The 17339-nt window shown below is 70.2% G+C and carries 18 protein-coding genes; 3 read left to right on the plus strand and 15 right to left on the minus strand.

All coding sequences use genetic code 11. From position 1 onward, the window contains the following. Nucleotides 1–20 precede the first annotated feature (20 nt). A complete protein-coding gene (locus G6N30_RS08745; RefSeq protein ID WP_134051912.1) occupies nt 21–908 on the plus strand; it encodes an SCO6745 family protein in 888 nt (295 codons plus the stop codon). Nucleotides 909–914: 6 nt separating this feature from the next. On the opposite strand, the gene G6N30_RS08750 is transcribed toward G6N30_RS08745, so the two are convergent. The 5 genes from G6N30_RS08750 to G6N30_RS08770 form a co-directional block, all read right to left on the minus strand. Beyond that, the gene (locus tag G6N30_RS08750) at nt 915–1250 is read right to left on the minus strand and encodes a DUF3140 domain-containing protein (protein ID WP_134051914.1); all 336 of its coding nucleotides are present in this window, start codon (nt 1248–1250) and stop codon (nt 915–917) included. 6 nt (nt 1251–1256) lie between these two features. Next, nucleotides 1257–1469, minus strand: a complete 213-nt coding sequence (locus G6N30_RS08755; protein WP_134051916.1) for a hypervirulence associated TUDOR domain-containing protein — start codon at nt 1467–1469, stop codon at nt 1257–1259. A gap of 73 nt (nt 1470–1542) precedes the next feature. After that, nucleotides 1543–1869 (minus strand): YnfA family protein, encoded by a 327-nt coding sequence (locus G6N30_RS08760; RefSeq protein ID WP_134055082.1) that lies wholly within the window; start codon nt 1867–1869, stop codon nt 1543–1545. Between the two features lie 94 nt (nt 1870–1963). Beyond that, nucleotides 1964–3964: a DUF7064 domain-containing protein gene (locus tag G6N30_RS08765; protein ID WP_134051918.1), complete on the minus strand. Its 2001-nt coding sequence runs from the start codon at nt 3962–3964 to the stop codon at nt 1964–1966. Nucleotides 3965–4025: 61 nt separating this feature from the next. After that, nucleotides 4026–5534, minus strand: coding sequence for a carboxylesterase/lipase family protein (locus G6N30_RS08770; RefSeq protein ID WP_134051920.1), 1509 nt, complete (start codon nt 5532–5534; stop codon nt 4026–4028). Nucleotides 5535–5610: 76 nt separating this feature from the next. On the opposite strand from G6N30_RS08770, the gene G6N30_RS08775 reads away from it, so the two are divergent. Continuing rightward, entirely contained in the window at nt 5611–6291 is a 681-nt protein-coding gene (locus G6N30_RS08775; protein WP_179965567.1) for a hypothetical protein, read from the plus strand. 6 nt (nt 6292–6297) lie between these two features. Here the strand turns inward: G6N30_RS08775 and G6N30_RS08780 are convergent, their stop codons facing one another. The 7 genes from G6N30_RS08780 to G6N30_RS08810 all read right to left on the minus strand — a co-directional run bounded on the left by G6N30_RS08780 (nt 6298) and on the right by G6N30_RS08810 (nt 12801). Further along, the gene (locus G6N30_RS08780; protein ID WP_134051922.1) at nt 6298–6873 is read right to left on the minus strand and encodes a hypothetical protein; all 576 of its coding nucleotides are present in this window, start codon (nt 6871–6873) and stop codon (nt 6298–6300) included. A gap of 28 nt (nt 6874–6901) precedes the next feature. After that, a complete protein-coding gene (locus G6N30_RS08785; RefSeq protein ID WP_134051924.1) occupies nt 6902–8053 on the minus strand; it encodes an LLM class flavin-dependent oxidoreductase in 1152 nt (383 codons plus the stop codon). Between the two features lie 7 nt (nt 8054–8060). Further along, nucleotides 8061–9092 (minus strand): ABC transporter substrate-binding protein, encoded by a 1032-nt coding sequence (locus G6N30_RS08790; RefSeq protein ID WP_134051926.1) that lies wholly within the window; start codon nt 9090–9092, stop codon nt 8061–8063. Between the two features lie 41 nt (nt 9093–9133). Then, complete coding sequence (locus G6N30_RS08795) at nt 9134–9880, minus strand: ABC transporter ATP-binding protein (RefSeq protein WP_134051928.1); 747 nt, start codon at nt 9878–9880, stop codon at nt 9134–9136. Next, entirely contained in the window at nt 9877–10692 is an 816-nt protein-coding gene (locus G6N30_RS08800) for an ABC transporter permease (RefSeq protein WP_179965568.1), read from the minus strand. The genes G6N30_RS08795 and G6N30_RS08800 overlap by 4 nt, the downstream gene beginning before the upstream one ends. A 71-nt stretch (nt 10693–10763) precedes the next feature. Next, entirely contained in the window at nt 10764–12401 is a 1638-nt protein-coding gene (locus G6N30_RS08805) for a RecQ family ATP-dependent DNA helicase (protein WP_134051930.1), read from the minus strand. Between the two features lie 34 nt (nt 12402–12435). Beyond that, on the minus strand, nt 12436–12801 hold the full coding sequence (locus G6N30_RS08810; protein ID WP_134051932.1) for a hypothetical protein: 366 nt from the start codon (nt 12799–12801) through the stop codon (nt 12436–12438). Between the two features lie 100 nt (nt 12802–12901). Between G6N30_RS08810 and rbpA the strand changes: the two genes are divergently transcribed. Continuing rightward, the gene (gene rbpA / locus G6N30_RS08815) at nt 12902–13240 is read left to right on the plus strand and encodes an RNA polymerase-binding protein RbpA (protein WP_011559900.1); all 339 of its coding nucleotides are present in this window, start codon (nt 12902–12904) and stop codon (nt 13238–13240) included. A gap of 7 nt (nt 13241–13247) precedes the next feature. On the opposite strand, the gene G6N30_RS08820 is transcribed toward rbpA, so the two are convergent. The 3 genes from G6N30_RS08820 to G6N30_RS08830 are packed head-to-tail and all read right to left on the minus strand — an operon-like array spanning nt 13248 to nt 17321. After that, nucleotides 13248–14033: a polyprenol monophosphomannose synthase gene (locus G6N30_RS08820; protein ID WP_134051934.1), complete on the minus strand. Its 786-nt coding sequence runs from the start codon at nt 14031–14033 to the stop codon at nt 13248–13250. Continuing rightward, nucleotides 14030–15736, minus strand: a complete 1707-nt coding sequence (gene lnt, locus G6N30_RS08825; RefSeq protein WP_134051936.1) for an apolipoprotein N-acyltransferase — start codon at nt 15734–15736, stop codon at nt 14030–14032. Before lnt ends, G6N30_RS08820 begins: the two co-directional genes overlap by 4 nt. Then, complete coding sequence (locus G6N30_RS08830) at nt 15729–17321, minus strand: amidohydrolase (RefSeq protein ID WP_134051938.1); 1593 nt, start codon at nt 17319–17321, stop codon at nt 15729–15731. The genes lnt and G6N30_RS08830 overlap by 8 nt, the downstream gene beginning before the upstream one ends. Between the last annotated feature and the right edge of the window lie 18 nt (nt 17322–17339).

A 17339-nucleotide genomic window follows, 5' to 3' on the forward strand; every position in this document is an offset into this window, starting at 1 on the left:
GCGGTGGTTGACTCAGAAGGGTGAGCAGACGTCCGGAGTTGGCCCGCCGCTTGTTCGACCGCATCGAACCCGTCCATGCCGTCACGTACTTCGCGCCGCAGGCGCGGTCGGCGTTCGACGGGCTGGGCTACCGCGGATTCTGGATGGGCTATTTCGCCGCCCGTTCGGCGCCGCTGGGCCGGGTGCCCGCCGACGTGGTCACCGCGATCTTCTACAACTTCGCGCCCGAGCGGGTGGCCAAGGCGCTGCCCGCGGCGTGGGACGTGGCGCCTCCGGCTGCCGCGCTGCAGGCCCGCGAAGAGTCGGCCGCGGCGGCCCTGGCCGGCTGCGGTGTCCGCGACACCGACGATGTCCGCACCGCCGCCGCGTTGTTGGCGAAAGCCGCCCGCGTCCTGCCGGTGGACGGCAGACCGCTCTACGCGGCGAACCGGGCGCTGGACTGGCCGCAGGATCCGGTGGCCATTCTGTGGCATGCGACCACCCTGCTGCGCGAGCACCGGGGCGACGGGCACGTCGCGCTGCTCGCGGCCGCGGGGGTCAGCGGACGCGAATGCAACGTCCTGCACGCCGCGGCCGGGCGGGTGCCCCGGGAGATGATCATGCGCAGCCGCGACTACGACGACGCGCAGTGGCAGCACCACACCGAACGCCTCGCGGACCGCGGTCTGCTCGACCGGGCGGGCGACCTCACCGAGGCGGGCCGCAGGTTCAAACAGGACATCGAGGACGCCACCGACAGGTTGGCGCTGAGCGCACTGGACCCGCTGAGCGACGACGAGGTGGAGACCCTGTTCCAGACCCTGACGCCGATCACCCGTGCGGTGGTCCAGGGCGGAATCGTGCCCGATGCGACGCCGATGGGCCTGTCGCGCGACGACCTCGACGACGCCGGTGCGCATCTGCGCTGAGCGCAGTCAGCTCTTCTCGGGGTCGTGCCCCCAGTTCATCAATGAGTACCGCCATGGTGTGCCCTCGACGTCGCCCGACGGCCGTTGCGCGAGATGGCGTTTGACGTAGCCGACCACCTTGCGCATGTGCGCGTAGTCGTCGTCGTCCAGATCGGTCTTCTTGGTCTGCAGGATGGTGACGATGCGGCGTCCGCTGGCGTGCCCGGTCGCTTCCCCGCCACCGGACTTCTGCCCCACCGACGTCGATTCGTCGGTCGACAGCCACGTGTCGAGCTCACCGGCGGTCATGTTGACCGCATCACGGAACTGCGACCACGTCTCCTCGTGGTCGTCGGTGGACATCGCCGGTCACTTCTTCTTCAGCGCACCGGGTTTGTGCACCGCGTCGTTGCCGCTCTTCTCGCTGCGCACACGGTACTGCGGTTCGTCCTTGGAGGCCTTGACCTTTCGGCCCGCGGCCTCTTTCTCCGAGGTGATCTTCTCGACGACCTCGCCTTCCGCGGTGCTGCCGTGGCTCTGCCAGGAGACCTTGTCGCCCTTCTTGAATTCCTTGTCGCTCATGGAGCGCGGGTACCCGGCGGTTCCGGTGGTCATCCGGGACGGGCCGCGACGTCATATTTTCGTCGTGACTGCCTCAGCGGGGGGCGTACATGATGAGGCCCACGCCGGCGAGGCAGACCACTGCGCCGGCGATGTCCCACCGGTCCGGACGGAATCCGTCGACCACCACCCCCCAGAGCAGCGATCCGGCGACGAACACCCCGCCGTAGGCGGCCAGGATGCGGCCGAAGTGTGCATCGGGCTGAAAAGCCGCGACGAATCCGTAGGCGCCGAGGGCCAGGACGCCGGCGCCCGCCCACAGCCAGCCGCGATGTTCGCGCACTCCTTGCCACACCAGCCAGGCGCCGCCGATCTCGAGCAGTGCGGCGAGGACGAACAAGGCAGCGGATTTCAGCACGATCATGACGCTCATGCTGCCGTGAGTGTGCGCAGAACGCCGCCGGTCAGCGGCGTGTCGCACCGCAGACGCGCACGGTCGCGGGGAGTCAGGAGAGTCAGGGGGTGTTGCGGTTCCATTCCAGCCAGCCGATGCCGGTGCGGCCGTCGCGCGTCCGCACCGCCGCCCACGCCCGGGGGAAGTGACTGACCCGACCGTCGGCCGCGGTGAGCCGGACCGGTGCGTGGCCGAGGATGTCCACGTCCACCACGAGGTCGCCGGGCTGATAGGTCAGCGAGGTGGTCACCGGCAAGCCGTTGTCGGCGAAGGTGGCCTCGGCGGTCACCCCTGTGGTCTCGGCCAGGGCGGCCCCGGACGGCTGCATGTACCCGACGCTGACCTGGCCGATCTCCGGGATCCGCAGGTCGACCCCGTGCAGATGGGTGCCGTCGTCGAGGTGCAGGGCGCTCCACACCCAGTCCATCGCCCACCAGTCACGTACGCCCCACGAGTGGTCGCGCTGCCCTGCCACCGCGTCGAGGGTGTACTCCCGGCCGTCGGCGGTCACCGTGCCCGACACCGTGCAGGCGATCTCGTAGCGAGAGGTGATGCGGTACTGGTACGGCGTGCCGACCGTCGTCCACGTCAGGTCCAGGGTCAGGTCGACCGGCCGGCCCGCCTCGCCGCGCAGCAGTGCGGCCGGATCGTCGTGGGCTTCGCCGCGACCGCGGGCGGTGACCCGGTAGGTGCGCAGCGGCTCGACCGAGTCGAGCGTGAGATGCGCGCTCTCGGTATGGGTTTCGGTGTAGTCCTCCGGCGGTGTCGCATGGAAGTCGACCAGCGCGATGGTGGGCATGTCCGGCCCGCACACCAGTGCGTTGATCCATGCGGTGTCCTGGTTCGGCACCAGCCCCAGCCGGACCCAGCCGCCGAGACCCTGCCCGCTGTCGGCGAAGTCGAAATACCAGCTTTCGTTCCACAAATCCTCGTCGCCCGGCTGGTGGGCGCCCTCGTCGCCGGCGGCGGGCCGCGGCGGCTCGTCCGTCGACGGCTCGGGCAGCGCGGAGAGGGCGTCGGTGTCGAGGACATGCGCGCAGTGCCGGCGCAGCATCGTCATGAACATCTCGTCGCCCCGCTCGGTGCGCGCGACCAGCATCGAGGACACGATCGCCATCATCACGCCGAAGAAGCTCTGCCTGCGGACCCCGTCGCGCACGGCGTCGAGGCTGACGGGGGCCTGCGGGCCCAATGCGTCGTGGTAGGCGCGCAGAAGGTCGTCGTAGTGCGCCTGTCGGTCCCCGGCGGGCAGCGCGCAACCCAGGAAGTAGGCGACGTCGGTGAACGCGGGTCCCCAGGTGACGGTCTGCCAGTCGACGACGGTCAGGCGACGGTCGGCGCCGGCCTGACCGAACAGCATGTTGTCCAGCCGGTAGTCGCCGTGGACGAGCCCGTGCGGGCGGTCGGCGTGCGCTTCCGCGTCGAGGTACGCGTCGAAGGCACCGACCAGCCGCTCGCAGACTGCGCGGTGCTCGGGGGCGATCGCGTCCCCATAGCGGTCGGAGAACCCCGCCCACAACTGCGCCAGCAGCGCCTGGTTCATCGGTGACTCCCGGTTGAGCCAGTCGGCGCCGGCGAGGACGGCGTCGCCGAGCAGCGGCCCGTGCACCCGGCCGAGTTCGGCCAGTGCCAGCGCGGCCTGCTCGACCGTCGCGCCGCGGATCTCGTCACCCACCACCGCGGGGGCGGCGTCCCCGAGCAGCAGGTCGAACGCGCCGGTCTCCGGGTCGTAGGCGGCGTGGTAGCAGGGCGCCACCGGCCCGGACAGGCCCGGGGCGATGTCGGTGTAGAACCGCACCTCGCGTTCGTACAGACCGAGCGCCAGCCCGGTCTGTCTGCTGCTGGCGTCGGTCGCGGCGACCTTCAGGACCACCGACGACGGGTCGGCGATGGCGGCGTCGGCGGCGTAGGTCAGCGCGACGCGATAGCACTCGCTCATCTGGCCGGTGCCGATGCGTTCGAAGCTGAAGTCGACGACGGTTCCCGCGGCCAGCACGGAACTCAGCCACTCGGCGGTCAGATCGGCGGGACGTTCGATGACGAGGTCTGCAGTGTGCGCCACGCGATGAACCTAGCAGTGGGCTGGGTCACACTGTTGACGGGTGTCAATCAACGGCGGCCGATCAGCCCGCCGAGAGCGTGAACCCCTCCCAGGCCAGCCGGCGGTCGGCATACGGGTCGTATTCCACGCGCGACCGGCGGTCGAAGACGAGCACCGCGCGCTCGTCGGGACGGTAGGCCGGCCAGCCGCCACCGGGGATGCCGGTCCTGCTGAACGCCCGCCAGCGGCGCTGGACGTCGTTGCTCACCTTCAGAGCGGAGCGGCGGTCTGCCGCCGCGGTCAGCAGCGACCCGAATCGTGTGCGGTAGGTGTCGAAGACGGCGAGCAACTCCGTCGCGTGGGTGGCGCCCAGACCCGACCACTGCAGTGTGCGCGGGGCGTAGTCGTAGCGGTACACGTACGTCGGGGCGTGCTGCGAGTGCGCCTCGGAGATCTGCCAGGTCGCGGTGCCGAAGGCGAAGTCGCCGCCCAATTCCATACACGCCGACGACTTCGGATACCCCGGGTAGGCGGCGGTGATCCGCTCGCGGCGTTCGGCATCCGAATCGGCCAGCAAGGTCTCGATCATCGGCTCCGACATCGGCAACAGCGGCAGGAACCGGCTGAACAGGCGGCCCTCCTCGGCGTTGTTGCCCACGATCAGCGGCACCCGGTGCGCGCTGCCCTCAGCCATGGCCGCGACCGGTTCCACCGGGAGGTAGTCGGTGCCGTACGCGGGCCCGACCGGGAACGCGCCCGGCATGTCGGTCATCCCGCGCCGGATCAGATCCTCGAGCGCCTTGCCGAGTTCGGCGGGCCGCGCGGTCATCAACGCCGCGGCGCCGTCTTCGGGGCGCGCACCGAGCAGTTCGACGAACCGTTCGGCGAACGCCGCGGCCGCTTCGTGTGAACGCACCATCCCACTGGCCGGACTCTCTGAAATAGCCTGTCGGAACAGGCCTTTGGCCTGGGGCACCGCGAGAAGGGTGGCGACGGCGTGCGCACCGGCGCTCTCCCCGAAGATCGTCACGTTGTCCGGGTCACCACCGAACACCGCGACGTTGTCACGCACCCACCGCAGCGCCATCACCAGATCGCGCAGGAACAGGTTGCCGTCGATCGGGTGCTCCGGGGTCGACAGCGCCGAGAAGTCCATACAGCCCAGCGGGCCGAGGCGGTAGTTGACCGAGATGTAGACACACCCGCGCCGGGCCATCGCCGCACCGTCGTAGATGGGGGTGGCCGAACTGCCGAACGCGTAGCCCCCGCCGTGGATGAAGAACATCACCGGCATCGGACCGTCGGGCGGGGTCTCGGGCGTGACCACGTTGAGCGTCAGGCAGTCCTCGCTCATGGGCTGACGCTTGTTCACCCCGAGCAGCGTGTACCTGGGGTCCTGCGGGGCGCAGTTGCCCACGCTGTGGCAGTACCGGACGCCGCGCCAGGGCTCCGCGGGCAGCGGCGCCCGCAACCTGCGGGACCCCACCGGAGGCTGGGCGTAGGGGATGGCGCGCCACCGGTGGACCCGGTCGCGGGTGAAGCCCTCGATGATTCCGGTGCTGATGGTTGCGCGGACGGTACGCTCGTGCATCTTCTGACGGTAGCGAACGCCGCCGGCCCGCCGCGCCTGACCGGGGTCTGCGTGTCGGCCCGCTAGCCTGGCGGCCATGCGGATTGCTGTGATGATCGCGGCGTCTGTGCTGGTCGCGGGGTGCTCCCAAGCGGTCGACGGGCAGGCGCGGCTGACCGAGCCGGCGCGCCCGACGCCGTCGGGCACCACCCGCGCCTCGCCGCCGACGACCACCGCGCCCCCACCGACCAGCGCCCCGGCCCCCCGTGCCCCGGTCGGCGAGGTGGTCCGGTGGATCGAAGCAGCCCCGCCTGCCGAACCGGGCGGATTCCACACCGCGAACCGCGACGGCACCAGCACCGATCTCGGCGAGGGCGTCGCGTTCACCACCCCGACGGGTACGTCGAAGTGCATCACGAACTCTCGCGCCGAGGGGGCGTTGACCTGCCTCGTGGACCTCAAGGATCCCCCACCGCGTCCGGCGGAGGTGTACGGCGAGTGGAAGGGCGGCTGGGTCGACTTCCCCGGCGCCACGCTCGACGTCGGATCCGCGCACGCCGATCCGGGCCCCTTCTCCGACGGATTCGGTGTCGAACTGCCCTACGGCCGGGCGCTGAACTTCGGTGACTACCGCTGCCGCACCGACCCGGCCGGGTTGTTCTGCGTCAACTACGCCCACCAGGCGGCCGCCCGGTTCAGCGATGCGGGCATCGAGCCGTTCGGCTGTCTGCGGCCGGTGTCGCCGCCGCCGGACATCGGCGCGCGCTTCAGCTGCTGACCGGGCCTACGAGGCCGGCCGCGCCCGCTCCCTGGCGCGGCGTGGATAGCTGTGTGTCATCCCGATCGCGCCGACGACGACGATGACGGGGACGACGTAGTTGGTCCAGTCCTGGGTGTGCGGGATCTGCGCGGCGACCAGTCCGAGTACGGCGATCAGCGCGAACACCAGCGCCCACATCAGCGTCAGCACCTGATTGGTGCGCCGGAACGCCGGTTGCTCCCAATCCTGCCGCGGCACCGCCTCCCTGGCGTACTGCTCGGTGAACGGTACGAAGGCCAGCGACACCAGTGACATCGCCGCCAGCACACCGCTGGACAGCGTGGTGGCGTAGGTGTCCATCCAGTCACGGTCCGCGGCGCCGACCGCCATCGCGACGACCGTGACGCCGAAGAAGAACACGATCGTCACGATGTCCAGCAGACGCGGACCGCCTCGGCCCATCGCGATGCCGAGGATGACCGCGGACAACACCGCGCACAGTGCGCCGAACTTCCACGTGCTCGGACCGTCGGCGACCACCCAGTAGATGATCCACGGCGCGAATCCCACGAACGGGCTACGGTCGAACCATTCGTCCATGCCTTCGGCAGCGTACGCCGACGACGCCTCAGGCCACGCCTTTGCGCTCGAGGATCGGCAGCACTCCCTCGGCGAACCAGTACGCCTCTTCCAGATGCGGGTACCCGGACAGGATGAAATCGTCGAATCCGAGCGAGTGGTACTCGTAGATGAGGTTGGCGACCTCCTCGTGGCTGCCCACCAGCGCGGTGCCGGCACCACCTCGGACCAGTCCCACACCGGCCCACAGATTGGGGTAGATCTCGAGCCGGTCGGTGCGGCCGCCGTGCAGCGCCGTCATACGGCGCTGTCCCTCCGATTCCGATTTCGCATGCAGTGCAGTGGCTTTGGCGATCTGCTCGGGCGAAAGCCCGGCGACCAACTCGTCGGCGACGGCCCACGCCGCGGCGGAGGTGTCCCGGCTGATCGTGTGCAAACGGATCCCGAAGCGGACGGCGCGCCCCCGTTCGGCGGCCAGCGCGCGGACCCGTTCGATCTTGGCCGCGGCATCCGGTGGGGGCTCGCCCCAGGTCAGGTAGACGTCGACGTACTGCGCGGCGACCGGCAGCGCGGCGGCCGACGACCCGCCGAAGTAGATCTGCGGCAAGGGGTCCGGCGGTGCCGACACCCTGGCATCGGCGACGCGATAGTGCTGACCGGTGAAGTCCAACGACTCCTCACGCCACAGCGACGTGACGATGTGCAGGAATTCGGCGGTGCGCGCGTAGCGTTCGTCGTGGCTCAGCCAGTCCCCGAACCGGCGCTGCTCCACGTCGTCGCCGCCGCTGACGATGTTGAGCAGCACTCGGCCCTCGGAGAACCGCTGCAGCGTCGCGGCCTGCTGGGCGGCCAGCGTCGGCGGCACCAGACCGGGCCGGAACGCGACCAGGAATTTGAGCCGCTCGGTCTCGGCGAGCAGTGCCGCGGAGGTGAGCCACGCGTCCTCGCACCAGGTTCCGGTCGGCGTCAGCACCCCTTCGTAGCCCAGCCGGTCCACCGCGCGCGCCACCTCCGCGAGGTAGCGACGGCTGGGCGCCCGGTAGTGCGGCGGCGTCGTCTGCTGTGACGACGCGTGGGACGAACCGACGATCGAGCGGCTGTCGCCGGCGGTAGGCAGGAACCAGAAGAATTTCGCCCCCGGCGAAATGGATGAAGCCCCCGGCGAAATGGATGAAGCCCCCGGCGAGATGGATGCAGACATCGCGCTCCTAATTGCGGTCGAGGTACAGCGGCTCGAGCACGTCGGCGTAGCGACGGTCGACCCACTTCGAGAAGTCGGGTGCCGCGGCGATCTGCTGCGACTCGGCGAACAGGTCGGCCATCTCCTGCTCGGAGGCGACCAGCTCGTCGGACAGCGCTGTCGGCAGACGCAGACTGCGGCCCTGGGCGAGTACGGCCACCGCGGGGTCGAGCCCGACTTCGGCGGCGTACCGCTGCGCCCATTCGTCACGGTGGTCGTTCGCCCACCGCACCGCGTCGGCGTACCGCACGAGCAGGTCACCCAGCGCGGTGTTGCGTTTCGGATCGGCCAGTGCCGCATCGGAAGCGACACCGAAGCCGGCGCCGTTGGTCACCCCGGTGGCGCGGGCGATGCTGCGCACCGAGAGCTCCTTCTCGGCCTGCGCCGTGTACGGATCCCAGACCGCCCAGACGTCGACCCGTCGCTGGGTGAACGCCGACAAGGCATCGGCCGGCTGCAGGAACACCAGCGTGACGTCGGACGGTGAGAGGCCGGCTCGGGAGAGCTGCACGAGGATGTGGCCGTGCGCCGAACTGCCCTTGGCGACGGCGATGCTCTTACCACGCAATTCGGCCACCGACCGGATCGGCGAGTCCGCGTGCACCAGCACCTGATCGCCGAAACCCCCACCGTCGTAGGCGGAGACGACCTTCACTTTCGCGTTGGACGCGGCGCCGAAGATCGGCGGGGTGTTGCCGGTGATCGCGAAGTCGATCTTGCCCGCGGTGGCGGCCTCGATCTGCGGCGGTCCGGAGGTGAACGTCGAGAACTCCACGGCATACGGCAGATCGTCGAGTGCTCCTGCGGCGTTGAGCAGGGCCTGCGTGCCGCCCTTCTGGTCACCGATGTGCAGGGTCACCCCCGACAGCTCCGACAGCGGTACGGTGTCGGGCGCCTCCTGTGCCCCGCTGCTCTGCTCCCGTGACACGCAGCCGGCGAGGACGCCGATCACCGTCAGTGCGGCGATTCCCTTGATCGCGGTCCGTCGGAATGCGCGCATGGCAGCCTCCTTTCGTGGTGGGCGAGGCGACGGCCGAGACGTCACGCGTGGACGCCGAGCCGGTCGAGAAGTTCGGCGCGGTAGCGCTCGGTGTGTGCGGAGTCTTCGCCGGGTGGGCGGCGCGGTCCGTCGATCTGCAGCGAATGCACCACCCTGCCTTCGTCGAGCACGAGGACCCGGTCGGCCAGGGCGACCGCCTCGTCCACGTCGTGGGTGACGAGCAGCACGCCGAACATGTGCGTCCGCCACAGCTCGAGCAGCAGGGCGCGCATGCTCAACCGCGTCAACGCGTCGAGTGCGCCGAAGGGTTCGTCGAGCAGCAGCAGTTGCGGTTCGGCCACCAGCGCCCGCGCCAGCGAAACACGTTGTGCCTGACCGCCGGACAGGGTCAGCGGCCAGGCGTCGGCGCGGTCGGCGAGGCCGACGTCGGCGAGCGCGCGCTCGGCCCGCCGCTGTGCCTCCGCCTTCGGCAGCCGGGTGCGGGTCAATCCGTAGACCACGTTGGTGCGCACGTCCCGCCAGGGGAACAGCCGGGGCTCCTGGAACGCCAGGGCGGGCGCACCTGCGACGAACCGCTCACCGGTGTGATCGTCGGACAGGCCGGCCAGCACCCGCAGCACCGTCGACTTGCCCGAGCCGCTGCGTCCGATGAGCGCCACGATCTCACCGCGGGCGACGTCGAGCGAGACGTCGTCCAGCACGTGGTGCGCGCCGTACCACTTGTCGACGTGGCGCAGGTGGGCGGCGCTCTGGGTGGCGCGCTGCACGGGTGGTGTGGTCAGTGTCATGTGCGGTACCTCAGTGCTCGGCGTTCGAGTGCGCGGACTCCTGCGTCGGTCGCGATGCCGAGCAGGGCGTACACGACCAGACCGAAGATGATGATGTCGATCCTCAGGAAGTCGCGGGCGTTGTTGATGAGGAAGCCGATTCCCTTGTCGGCGTTGATCTGTTCGGCCACGATCAGGGTCAGCCACGCGATCGCGAGTGACTGGCGGAACCCGACGAGCACCTGCGGTGCGGCGCTGGGCACGATGATGGTGCGGAACCGTTGCCAGAACGAGAAGCCGAGCACGTGAGCGGTTTCGAACAGTTTGGGGTCGACCTGGCGGATCGCCGAGAAGGTGTTGAGATACAGCGGGAAGCTCACGCCGAGCGCCACCAGCAGCACCTTCGGCAGTTCGCCGATGCCGAACCACACGATGAACAGCGGAATCAGGCCCAGATGGGGCAGCGCGCGGACCATCTGCATCGGGGGGTCGATCGTCGCCTCGAACCAGCGCGACAGCCCGACCGCGGTGCCGAGCACGAGTCCGACCGTGCTGCCCAGCAGCAGACCCTCCACGACCCGGATGCCGGACACCCGAAGCGCGTCGGCGAGTTGGCCGTTCGCGATGAGTTCGATGCCGGCCTCGACGATCAGCGACGGCGCGGGCAGCACGTCCTGCGGGATGAGCCCGAGGGCGCTGCCCACCTGCCACAGCGCGAGCAGCACCAGCGGGGACGCCCAGCGGATCAGCGTCCACTTGCGGTCCCCGCGCCGGGTGGCCGGCGCCGAGGCGACCGCGGCCGCCGGAGACGTCAGTTCGGTGGGACTGCTCACGGTGCACTGACGCTACGGCGACCGCGCACCGCCGCGAAGGGTTTGACTCGTGGTGACCGAAAGGGGCTGTGTCACAGCGTGGTCAGCAGGTTGTTCTCGTTGACCGCCGACATCGCCAGCGTGCGGTATCCGTAGTCCTCGAACAGCACGGTGATGCGGTCGGTGTCACCGCCGATGACGACGCCACTCCCCCACTCCTTGTGCGACACCGCGGTGTCGACCGGGATGGCGGCCTGCTCACCGGTGTCGGTACCGGTGTCGGCGGTGGTGTCGGCGTCGCGGCAGCGGTCACAGTTGCCGCACGGGCCGTGCAGCGGCTGGCCGAAATAGCTCAGCAGGAACTGCCGCCGGCAGTCCCGGGATTCGGCGTAGCCGCGCATCATCTCGACCCGGCTGCGGTCCACCCGCTCGCGGGCCTCGACCACCTCGGTCGCTGCGGTCACCGCGTCCCGGGGTCGGATCCCGTTGGACAGGAACCCCTTGCGGGTGGACCGAACCGCCTCTCCCTGCTCGAGCAGGTTGATCGCGTTGGTCAGCCTGCGTCCCCGCAGGTCGAGTTGCGCGCGCAGTTTCTTCATGGGCTTCGGCTTGTCGGTGTCGAGCGCCTTGTAGACGGCTTTGATGAGGTCGGCGTCGGGACGGTGGGTGGTGAAGAACCGGGCCAACCCCAGATCCTCGGCGCGGTAGAACAGCAGGGCCAGCGCATGCTCACCGTCTCGACCGGCCCTGCCGATCTGCTGGTAGAACGAGTCGAGCGAATCGGGCACCGAGGCGTGGACGACGAACCGCACGTTGGGTTTGTCGATTCCCATGCCGAACGCCGACGTCGCCACCACCACCTCGAGCTCGTCGTCGCGGAAGCGCTCGTGGACGCTCTCCCGCTCGGCCGCCGCGAGACCCGCGTGGTAAACCGCGGCGCGCACACCACGTTCGGTCAGCGACTCGGCGTAGCGCTCGGCGTCTTTGCGCGTGGCGGTGTACAGCAGTCCGGGCCCGGTCAGGTCCGCGACCGTCTCGACGACCGCGGCGCGCTTGTCGGTGTCGCGGACGAACTGCTGGACCTCCAGTGTCAGATTCGGCCGGTCGAAGTTGCCCACCACCATCAGCGGGTCGCGCAGCCGCAGCCGCTCCACGATCTCGCGGCGCACCACGACCGACGCGGTGGCGGTCAACGCAACCACGGGCGCCCCTTTCCCGAACTGGGCGAAGGCCTCGCCCAGCCGCAGGTAGTCGGGCCGGAAGTCGTGCCCCCACGCCGATACGCAGTGGGCCTCGTCGACGACGATCAGCGAGACAGCGGCCTCGGTGAGTCGGCTGACCACCGCGTCGTTGGCGAGCTGTTCGGGCGACACGAAGATGTACTCGGCCTCGTGGCTGCGCACCGCATCCCAGTTGTCCGCGGTCACCGAGGAGCGCTGCTGGGAGTGGATCGCGACGGCCTCGGGGGCACGGGTGTCGGCCAGGCCGGCGATCTGGTCCTGCTGCAGCGCGATCAACGGCGACACGACCACGGTGGCGCCCTCGAGCAGCACCGCGGGAACCTGGTAGATCGCGGACTTGCCCGATCCGGTCGGCAGCACCGCCACCACGTCGCGGCCCGCGAGAATGGCCTCCATCGCCTCGAGCTGTTCGGGGTGTAGTTCGTCCCAGCCGAACACCCGTTGTGCCGTGCGACTCAGCTCGGCCGCGTACTTGCCTTGTCCAACCACCGCGTCCAATTACCCGGGGCGGGAACGGGAAAACCTACCGCCAGCCGTCGGCTGCCCGGGCCGCGCGCATCAGCGCGTCACACAGCTGGCGCAACTCGTCGGATCCGGCGCCTTCGTCGACCGCGGTGGCGACGTCCTCGGCCGCGCAGCGCACCTCGAAGACTCGGTCCGCCAGCAACGCTGCTTCTTCGGCGGTCAGCACGACCGCGTCGGGCGACAGCGACGTGCCGCGAACCATCGCGCGCTGCTCGTAGGCGCGTTGGCGGCACGACTGCCTGCAGTACTGCCTGCGACGACCCAGCCCCGCGTCGGCGACCTCACGCCCACACCAACGGCAAGGCTGCGGCCGGGTACGCCGTCTGCTCGCGGTCTCCACGAATTCAGACTGTAGACGGGTCACCCCACCGATCCCGGTATCATGGAGGGTCGAGTCGGGAACCGTTCGTGGCTCCGCCGCGTTGATAATCCGGCAAGTTTTTTTTCGATGAGGAGTGTTGACGATGGCTGATCGTGTCCTGAGAGGCAGTCGCCTCGGAGCTGTGAGCTACGAGACCGACCGCAACCACGACCTGGCGCCGCGTCAGGTCGCTCGCTACCGCACCGACAACGGCGAGGAATTCGACGTCCCGTTCGCCGACGACGCCGAGATTCCCGGCACCTGGCTGTGCCGTAACGGCCTGGAGGGCACCCTGATCGAGGGTGACGTCCCGGAGCCGAAGAAGGTCAAGCCGCCGCGTACCCACTGGGACATGCTGCTGGAGCGCCGCTCCGTCGAGGAGCTCGAGGAACTGCTCAAGGAGCGCCTCGACCTGATCAAGACGAAGCGACGCGGCAGCTGACCGTCGGCTAGCGCCGGTATTCCAGTCCGCGGGCGCGGTCCAAGCGCCCGCGGATTCCCCAGTCCGCGACCTTGAGCATGGCTTCGCGGATGTTCGATCCGCTCATCTTCGACTGTCCGAGCTCACGCTCGCTGAACGTGATGGGCACCTCGACGACGGTGAAACCGTTGTTGATGGTCCGCCAGGTCAGGTCGATCTGGAAGCAGTAGCCCTTCGAATCCACCGCGGACAGATCGATCGCCTCGAGCACTTCACGCCGGTACGCGCGGTAGCCGGCGGTGATGTCGTGGATATCCACACCGAGTAGCACCCGGGCGTAGGTGTTGGCCGTCTTCGACAGCGCGTAGCGGCGCCGCGGCCAGTTGCGGATGGTGCCGCCCGGGACGTAGCGCGACCCGATCGCCAGGTCTGCACCGTCATCGACGGCGTCGAGTAGCCGGTGCAGCTGCTCCGGGGCGTGGCTGCCGTCGGCATCCATTTCGACCAGCACCGAGTATTCGCGGCTCAACCCCCACGCGAACCCCGCCAGATACGCCGCGCCGAGACCGTCCTTGCTGGTCCGATGCATCACGTGCATGCGGTCGGGATCGGCCAGCGCCAGCTCGTCGGCGAGTTCGCCGGTGCCGTCGGGACTCCCGTCGTCGACCACGAGGATGTGCACCTGCGGGCACGCGGTATGCACGCGGTTGACGATGAGCGGCAGGTTCTCCCGCTCGTTGTACGTGGGGATGATGACCAGAGTCCGCTGACTCGGGCGGGCCGGGCGTTGCGCTTGCGCCGCGGGGTCGGTCATGTAACTCCTTCGTTGCTGCTGCGTGCGCCGGACAGCGTGGCACGGTCCGGGGTCGCGGTTCGCCGACGCCGCAACCTTCTGGGCACGAAATTTCCATTGTGCAGTATGGCCGCGATCACAGCCCCCACCCCGGCGATCACCAACAGCGCCTGCACGAGGGGACCCCACCGGGTAGCGGGGGTGATGTCGGTCTTCAACCGGATCTGGTTGTCGAGGTATGCGGGTTCGAAGAACGACGTCCGTGCGAGCTCCCGGCCGTCCGGGGCGATCACCGCGCTGATGCCCGTGGTGCCCGCGACCACCACGTACCGGTCGTGTTCGACCGCCCGCAGCCGGCCGAACGCGAGCTGCTGGCGGCTCATCGCCTCGTCGAAGGTCGCGTTGTTGGTCGGCACGGCGAGCACCTGGGCTCCGTTGCGCACGGATTCGCGGGCCGCACGGTCGAAGATGACCTCCCAGCACGTGGTGATGCCGACCGGCACCCCTGCCGCGCTCACCACGCCGGTGCCGTCACCGGGGATGAAGTAGCCGGCCCGGTCGGCGTACGGCGAGAGCTTGCTGAAGAACCCGCGCCACGGCAGATACTCGCCGAACGGCTGCACGATCCGCTTGTCGTGGCGGTCGGCCGGGCCGGTGCCCGGATTCCACACGAGCACGGTGTTGGTCGACACCGGGTTGTCGGGACTCCAGTCGGGTGTCCGCATCACGGTGCCCACCAGGATCGGGGCGTTGATGGCAGCGGCGGCGGCGGCGATCTGTTCACCGGCGTCCGGGTTGGCCAGCGGATCGATGTCCGACGAGTTCTCCGGCCACACCACGAACATCGGCTGCGGTGCCCGGCCGGCACGGACGTCCTGCGCGAGCCGCATCGTCTCCTGGACGTGGTTGTCGAGCACGGCGCGTCGCTGGGCGTTGAACTCGAGGCCGAGTCGCGGCACGTTGCCCTGCACCGCGGCGACGGTCACCGGCTGGTCGTCGACGGCGCCCATCCCGGAATGCCGGACCTGGGGCCAGACGACCGCGGTGCCCAGCAGCACCACCGCGATCACGGCGCCGGGCAGGACCACTGCCGGTGGCGCCCCGGCGTGGATGTCGTGGCGGCGGGTCCGCTCCACGATCTCCCCGGCCAGCGCCGCCAGCGCGAAGCCGACCAGGACGACCGCGAACGACAGCAGCGGCGCACCGCCGAAGCGCGCCAGCGCGAGCAGCGGGCCGTCGGTCTGACCGAACGCCACCGCTCCCCAGGGGAAGCCGCCGAACGGCACGCTGGACTTCAGCCACTCCTGGGCCGCCCATAGCGCGGCGAACCAGATCGGCCAGCCGGGCAACCGGCGCACGGTGACGGCGGCCAGGCCGAAGAGCGCGGGGAACAGCGCCTCCACCGCGGCCAGCGCCAGCCACGGCAGGGCCCCGACCAGTCCGCTGATCCACGGCAGCAGCGGGATGTAGAACGTCAGCCCGAACAGGAACCCGTATCCGAACCCGCCCGCCCGCGTCGTCGAATCCCTCGTCAGCACCCACGCCAGCAGGGCGGCCGCGGCGAATGCGCAGTACCACCAGCCGAACGGCGGGAAGCTCACGCACAGCAGCAGGCCGCCGCCTATCGCGGCGACCAGTTGCCACATGCGGTCGATCACGGCGCGCGGCAACCGGCGCAGCCGCGGGCCGAGCGACGCCAGCCGGCCGGGCGGTGCGTCAGCCATGGATGACGACACCCCGGTGCACCGTCTGACGACAGCGCGGCAGCGGATCGCCGGGACTCAGCCGCGGCAGCGCGGGCACGCGGGACCGCGGATCGGTCGACCAGCGTTGGACGGAGTCGGCGGGTGCGCTGACCTCGAAGCCGTCGGCCTCCCACACCGCATACGACGCCGGCGCGCCGGGCACCAGGGTGCCGGTCACGCCGTCGCGCACCCCGGCTGCGCGCCAGGCGCCCCGGGTGGCCGCGGCGAACGCGGCGCGCAGCGAGATCGCGCTGCCCGGCGTCTGGTGGTGGCTCGCGGCCCGCACGCTGGACCACGGGTCCATGCTGGTGACGGGGCTGTCGGAGCCGAAGGCGAGGGGCACGCCTTGGGATGCTAACAGCGCGAACGGGTTGAGCCCGGCGGCTCGATCAGACCCCAGCCGCCGCGCGTACATCCCGGCCGGGCCACCCCACAGTGCGTCGAAATGCGGCTGCATGCTGGCGATGACACCCCAGGCCCCGAGTTGTGCGGCCTGCTCCGCGGTCACCATCTCCAGATGCTCGAGGCGGTGACCGCAGCGGGCCACCGCGGGGGCCCCGAATCGCGCGACGACGCCGGCCAGCGCCGAGACCACCGCGCCGACCGCCGCGTCACCGATGACGTGGAAACCGGCCGTGATTCCCGCCTCGGTGCAGGCGGACAGGTGGGTCGCGACGGCGTCCTCGTCGAGGTAGGTGTTGCCGCACTCCCCCGGCGCGTCGGCGTAGGGCCGGCTCAGCCACGCGGTGCGCGAGCCGAGCGCGCCGTCGACGAACAGATCCCCCGCCAGACCGTGGGCGCCCGTGCGGTCCAGCAGATCGCGGGCGTGTGCGGCGTCGGTGGCGGCCTCGCCCCAGTATCCGAAGATCTGCACGCCGTGCTCGGTTCGGCGCAGGTCCAGCCAGTCGTCGAGGCCACCGATCTCCGGACCCGCGCACTCGTGCACGGCGACGACGCCGTGGGCGGCCGCGGCGTCCAGCGCGGCGCGGCGGGCCTGGCCACGTTGCGCGGCCGTCAGTCCGGCGCGTGCGGCGGCGCGGACGCGGTGGTGTGCGTCGGCGGTCAGGGGCCGCTGGGGGTGGTATCCGGCGGCGTCGGCCAGACCGGGTACGAGATCGCGTAGCGCGGACGACGCCACCGCCGAGTGGACGTCGACCCGGGCCAAGTACGCCGCGTGTGGCCCCACCACCGCGTCGATGTCCTCGGTGCTGGGCGCGACGGGTTCGGGCCATCCGGATTCGTCCCAGCCGTGACCCCAGATCACCCCGCCCGGGTGGGTGCGTACGTACTGCTCGAGCAGGTCGAGGCATTCACGCAGGGAGCCGGCGTGGCGCAGGTCCAGGCCGATGAGCGACAGACCCGTGGCGGTGAGGTGGACATGGCTGTCGACGAAAGCCGGTGCCACGAAAGCGCCGTCCAGGTCCACGATCTCGGCCTGCGGGAACTGGGCGCGGCCGACGTCGTCGCTGCCCAGCCAGGCCACGGTGCCGTCACGCACCGCGAGCGCGGTGGCATCGGGCTGGGCGGGGCTGTGCACCCGCCCGTTGAGCAGCAGTGTCGTCACGGACCCGACAGAGTAGCC

This window comes from Mycolicibacterium litorale, from assembly GCF_010731695.1.
Taxonomy (GTDB): Bacteria; Actinomycetota; Actinomycetes; order Mycobacteriales; family Mycobacteriaceae; genus Mycobacterium; species Mycobacterium litorale.

Excerpts from the sequence above, each read along its gene's own strand:
- G6N30_RS08750 (WP_134051914.1), bottom strand. The coding sequence starts at position 1,250 with ATGTCCACCGACGACCACGAGGAGACGTGGTCGCAGTTCCGTGATGCG.
- G6N30_RS08755 (WP_134051916.1), bottom strand. The coding sequence starts at position 1,469 with ATGAGCGACAAGGAATTCAAGAAGGGCGACAAGGTCTCCTGGCAGAGC.
- G6N30_RS08770 (WP_134051920.1), bottom strand. The coding sequence starts at position 5,534 with ATGCACGAGCGTACCGTCCGCGCAACCATCAGCACCGGAATCATCGAG.
- G6N30_RS08775 (WP_179965567.1), top strand. The coding sequence starts at position 5,611 with ATGCGGATTGCTGTGATGATCGCGGCGTCTGTGCTGGTCGCGGGGTGC.
- G6N30_RS08780 (WP_134051922.1), bottom strand. The coding sequence starts at position 6,873 with ATGGACGAATGGTTCGACCGTAGCCCGTTCGTGGGATTCGCGCCGTGG.
- G6N30_RS08785 (WP_134051924.1), bottom strand. The coding sequence starts at position 8,053 with ATGTCTGCATCCATCTCGCCGGGGGCTTCATCCATTTCGCCGGGGGCT.
- G6N30_RS08790 (WP_134051926.1), bottom strand. The coding sequence starts at position 9,092 with ATGCGCGCATTCCGACGGACCGCGATCAAGGGAATCGCCGCACTGACG.
- G6N30_RS08795 (WP_134051928.1), bottom strand. The coding sequence starts at position 9,880 with ATGACACTGACCACACCACCCGTGCAGCGCGCCACCCAGAGCGCCGCC.
- rbpA (WP_011559900.1), top strand. The coding sequence starts at position 12,902 with ATGGCTGATCGTGTCCTGAGAGGCAGTCGCCTCGGAGCTGTGAGCTAC.
- G6N30_RS08820 (WP_134051934.1), bottom strand. The coding sequence starts at position 14,033 with ATGACCGACCCCGCGGCGCAAGCGCAACGCCCGGCCCGCCCGAGTCAG.
- lnt (WP_134051936.1), bottom strand. The coding sequence starts at position 15,736 with ATGGCTGACGCACCGCCCGGCCGGCTGGCGTCGCTCGGCCCGCGGCTG.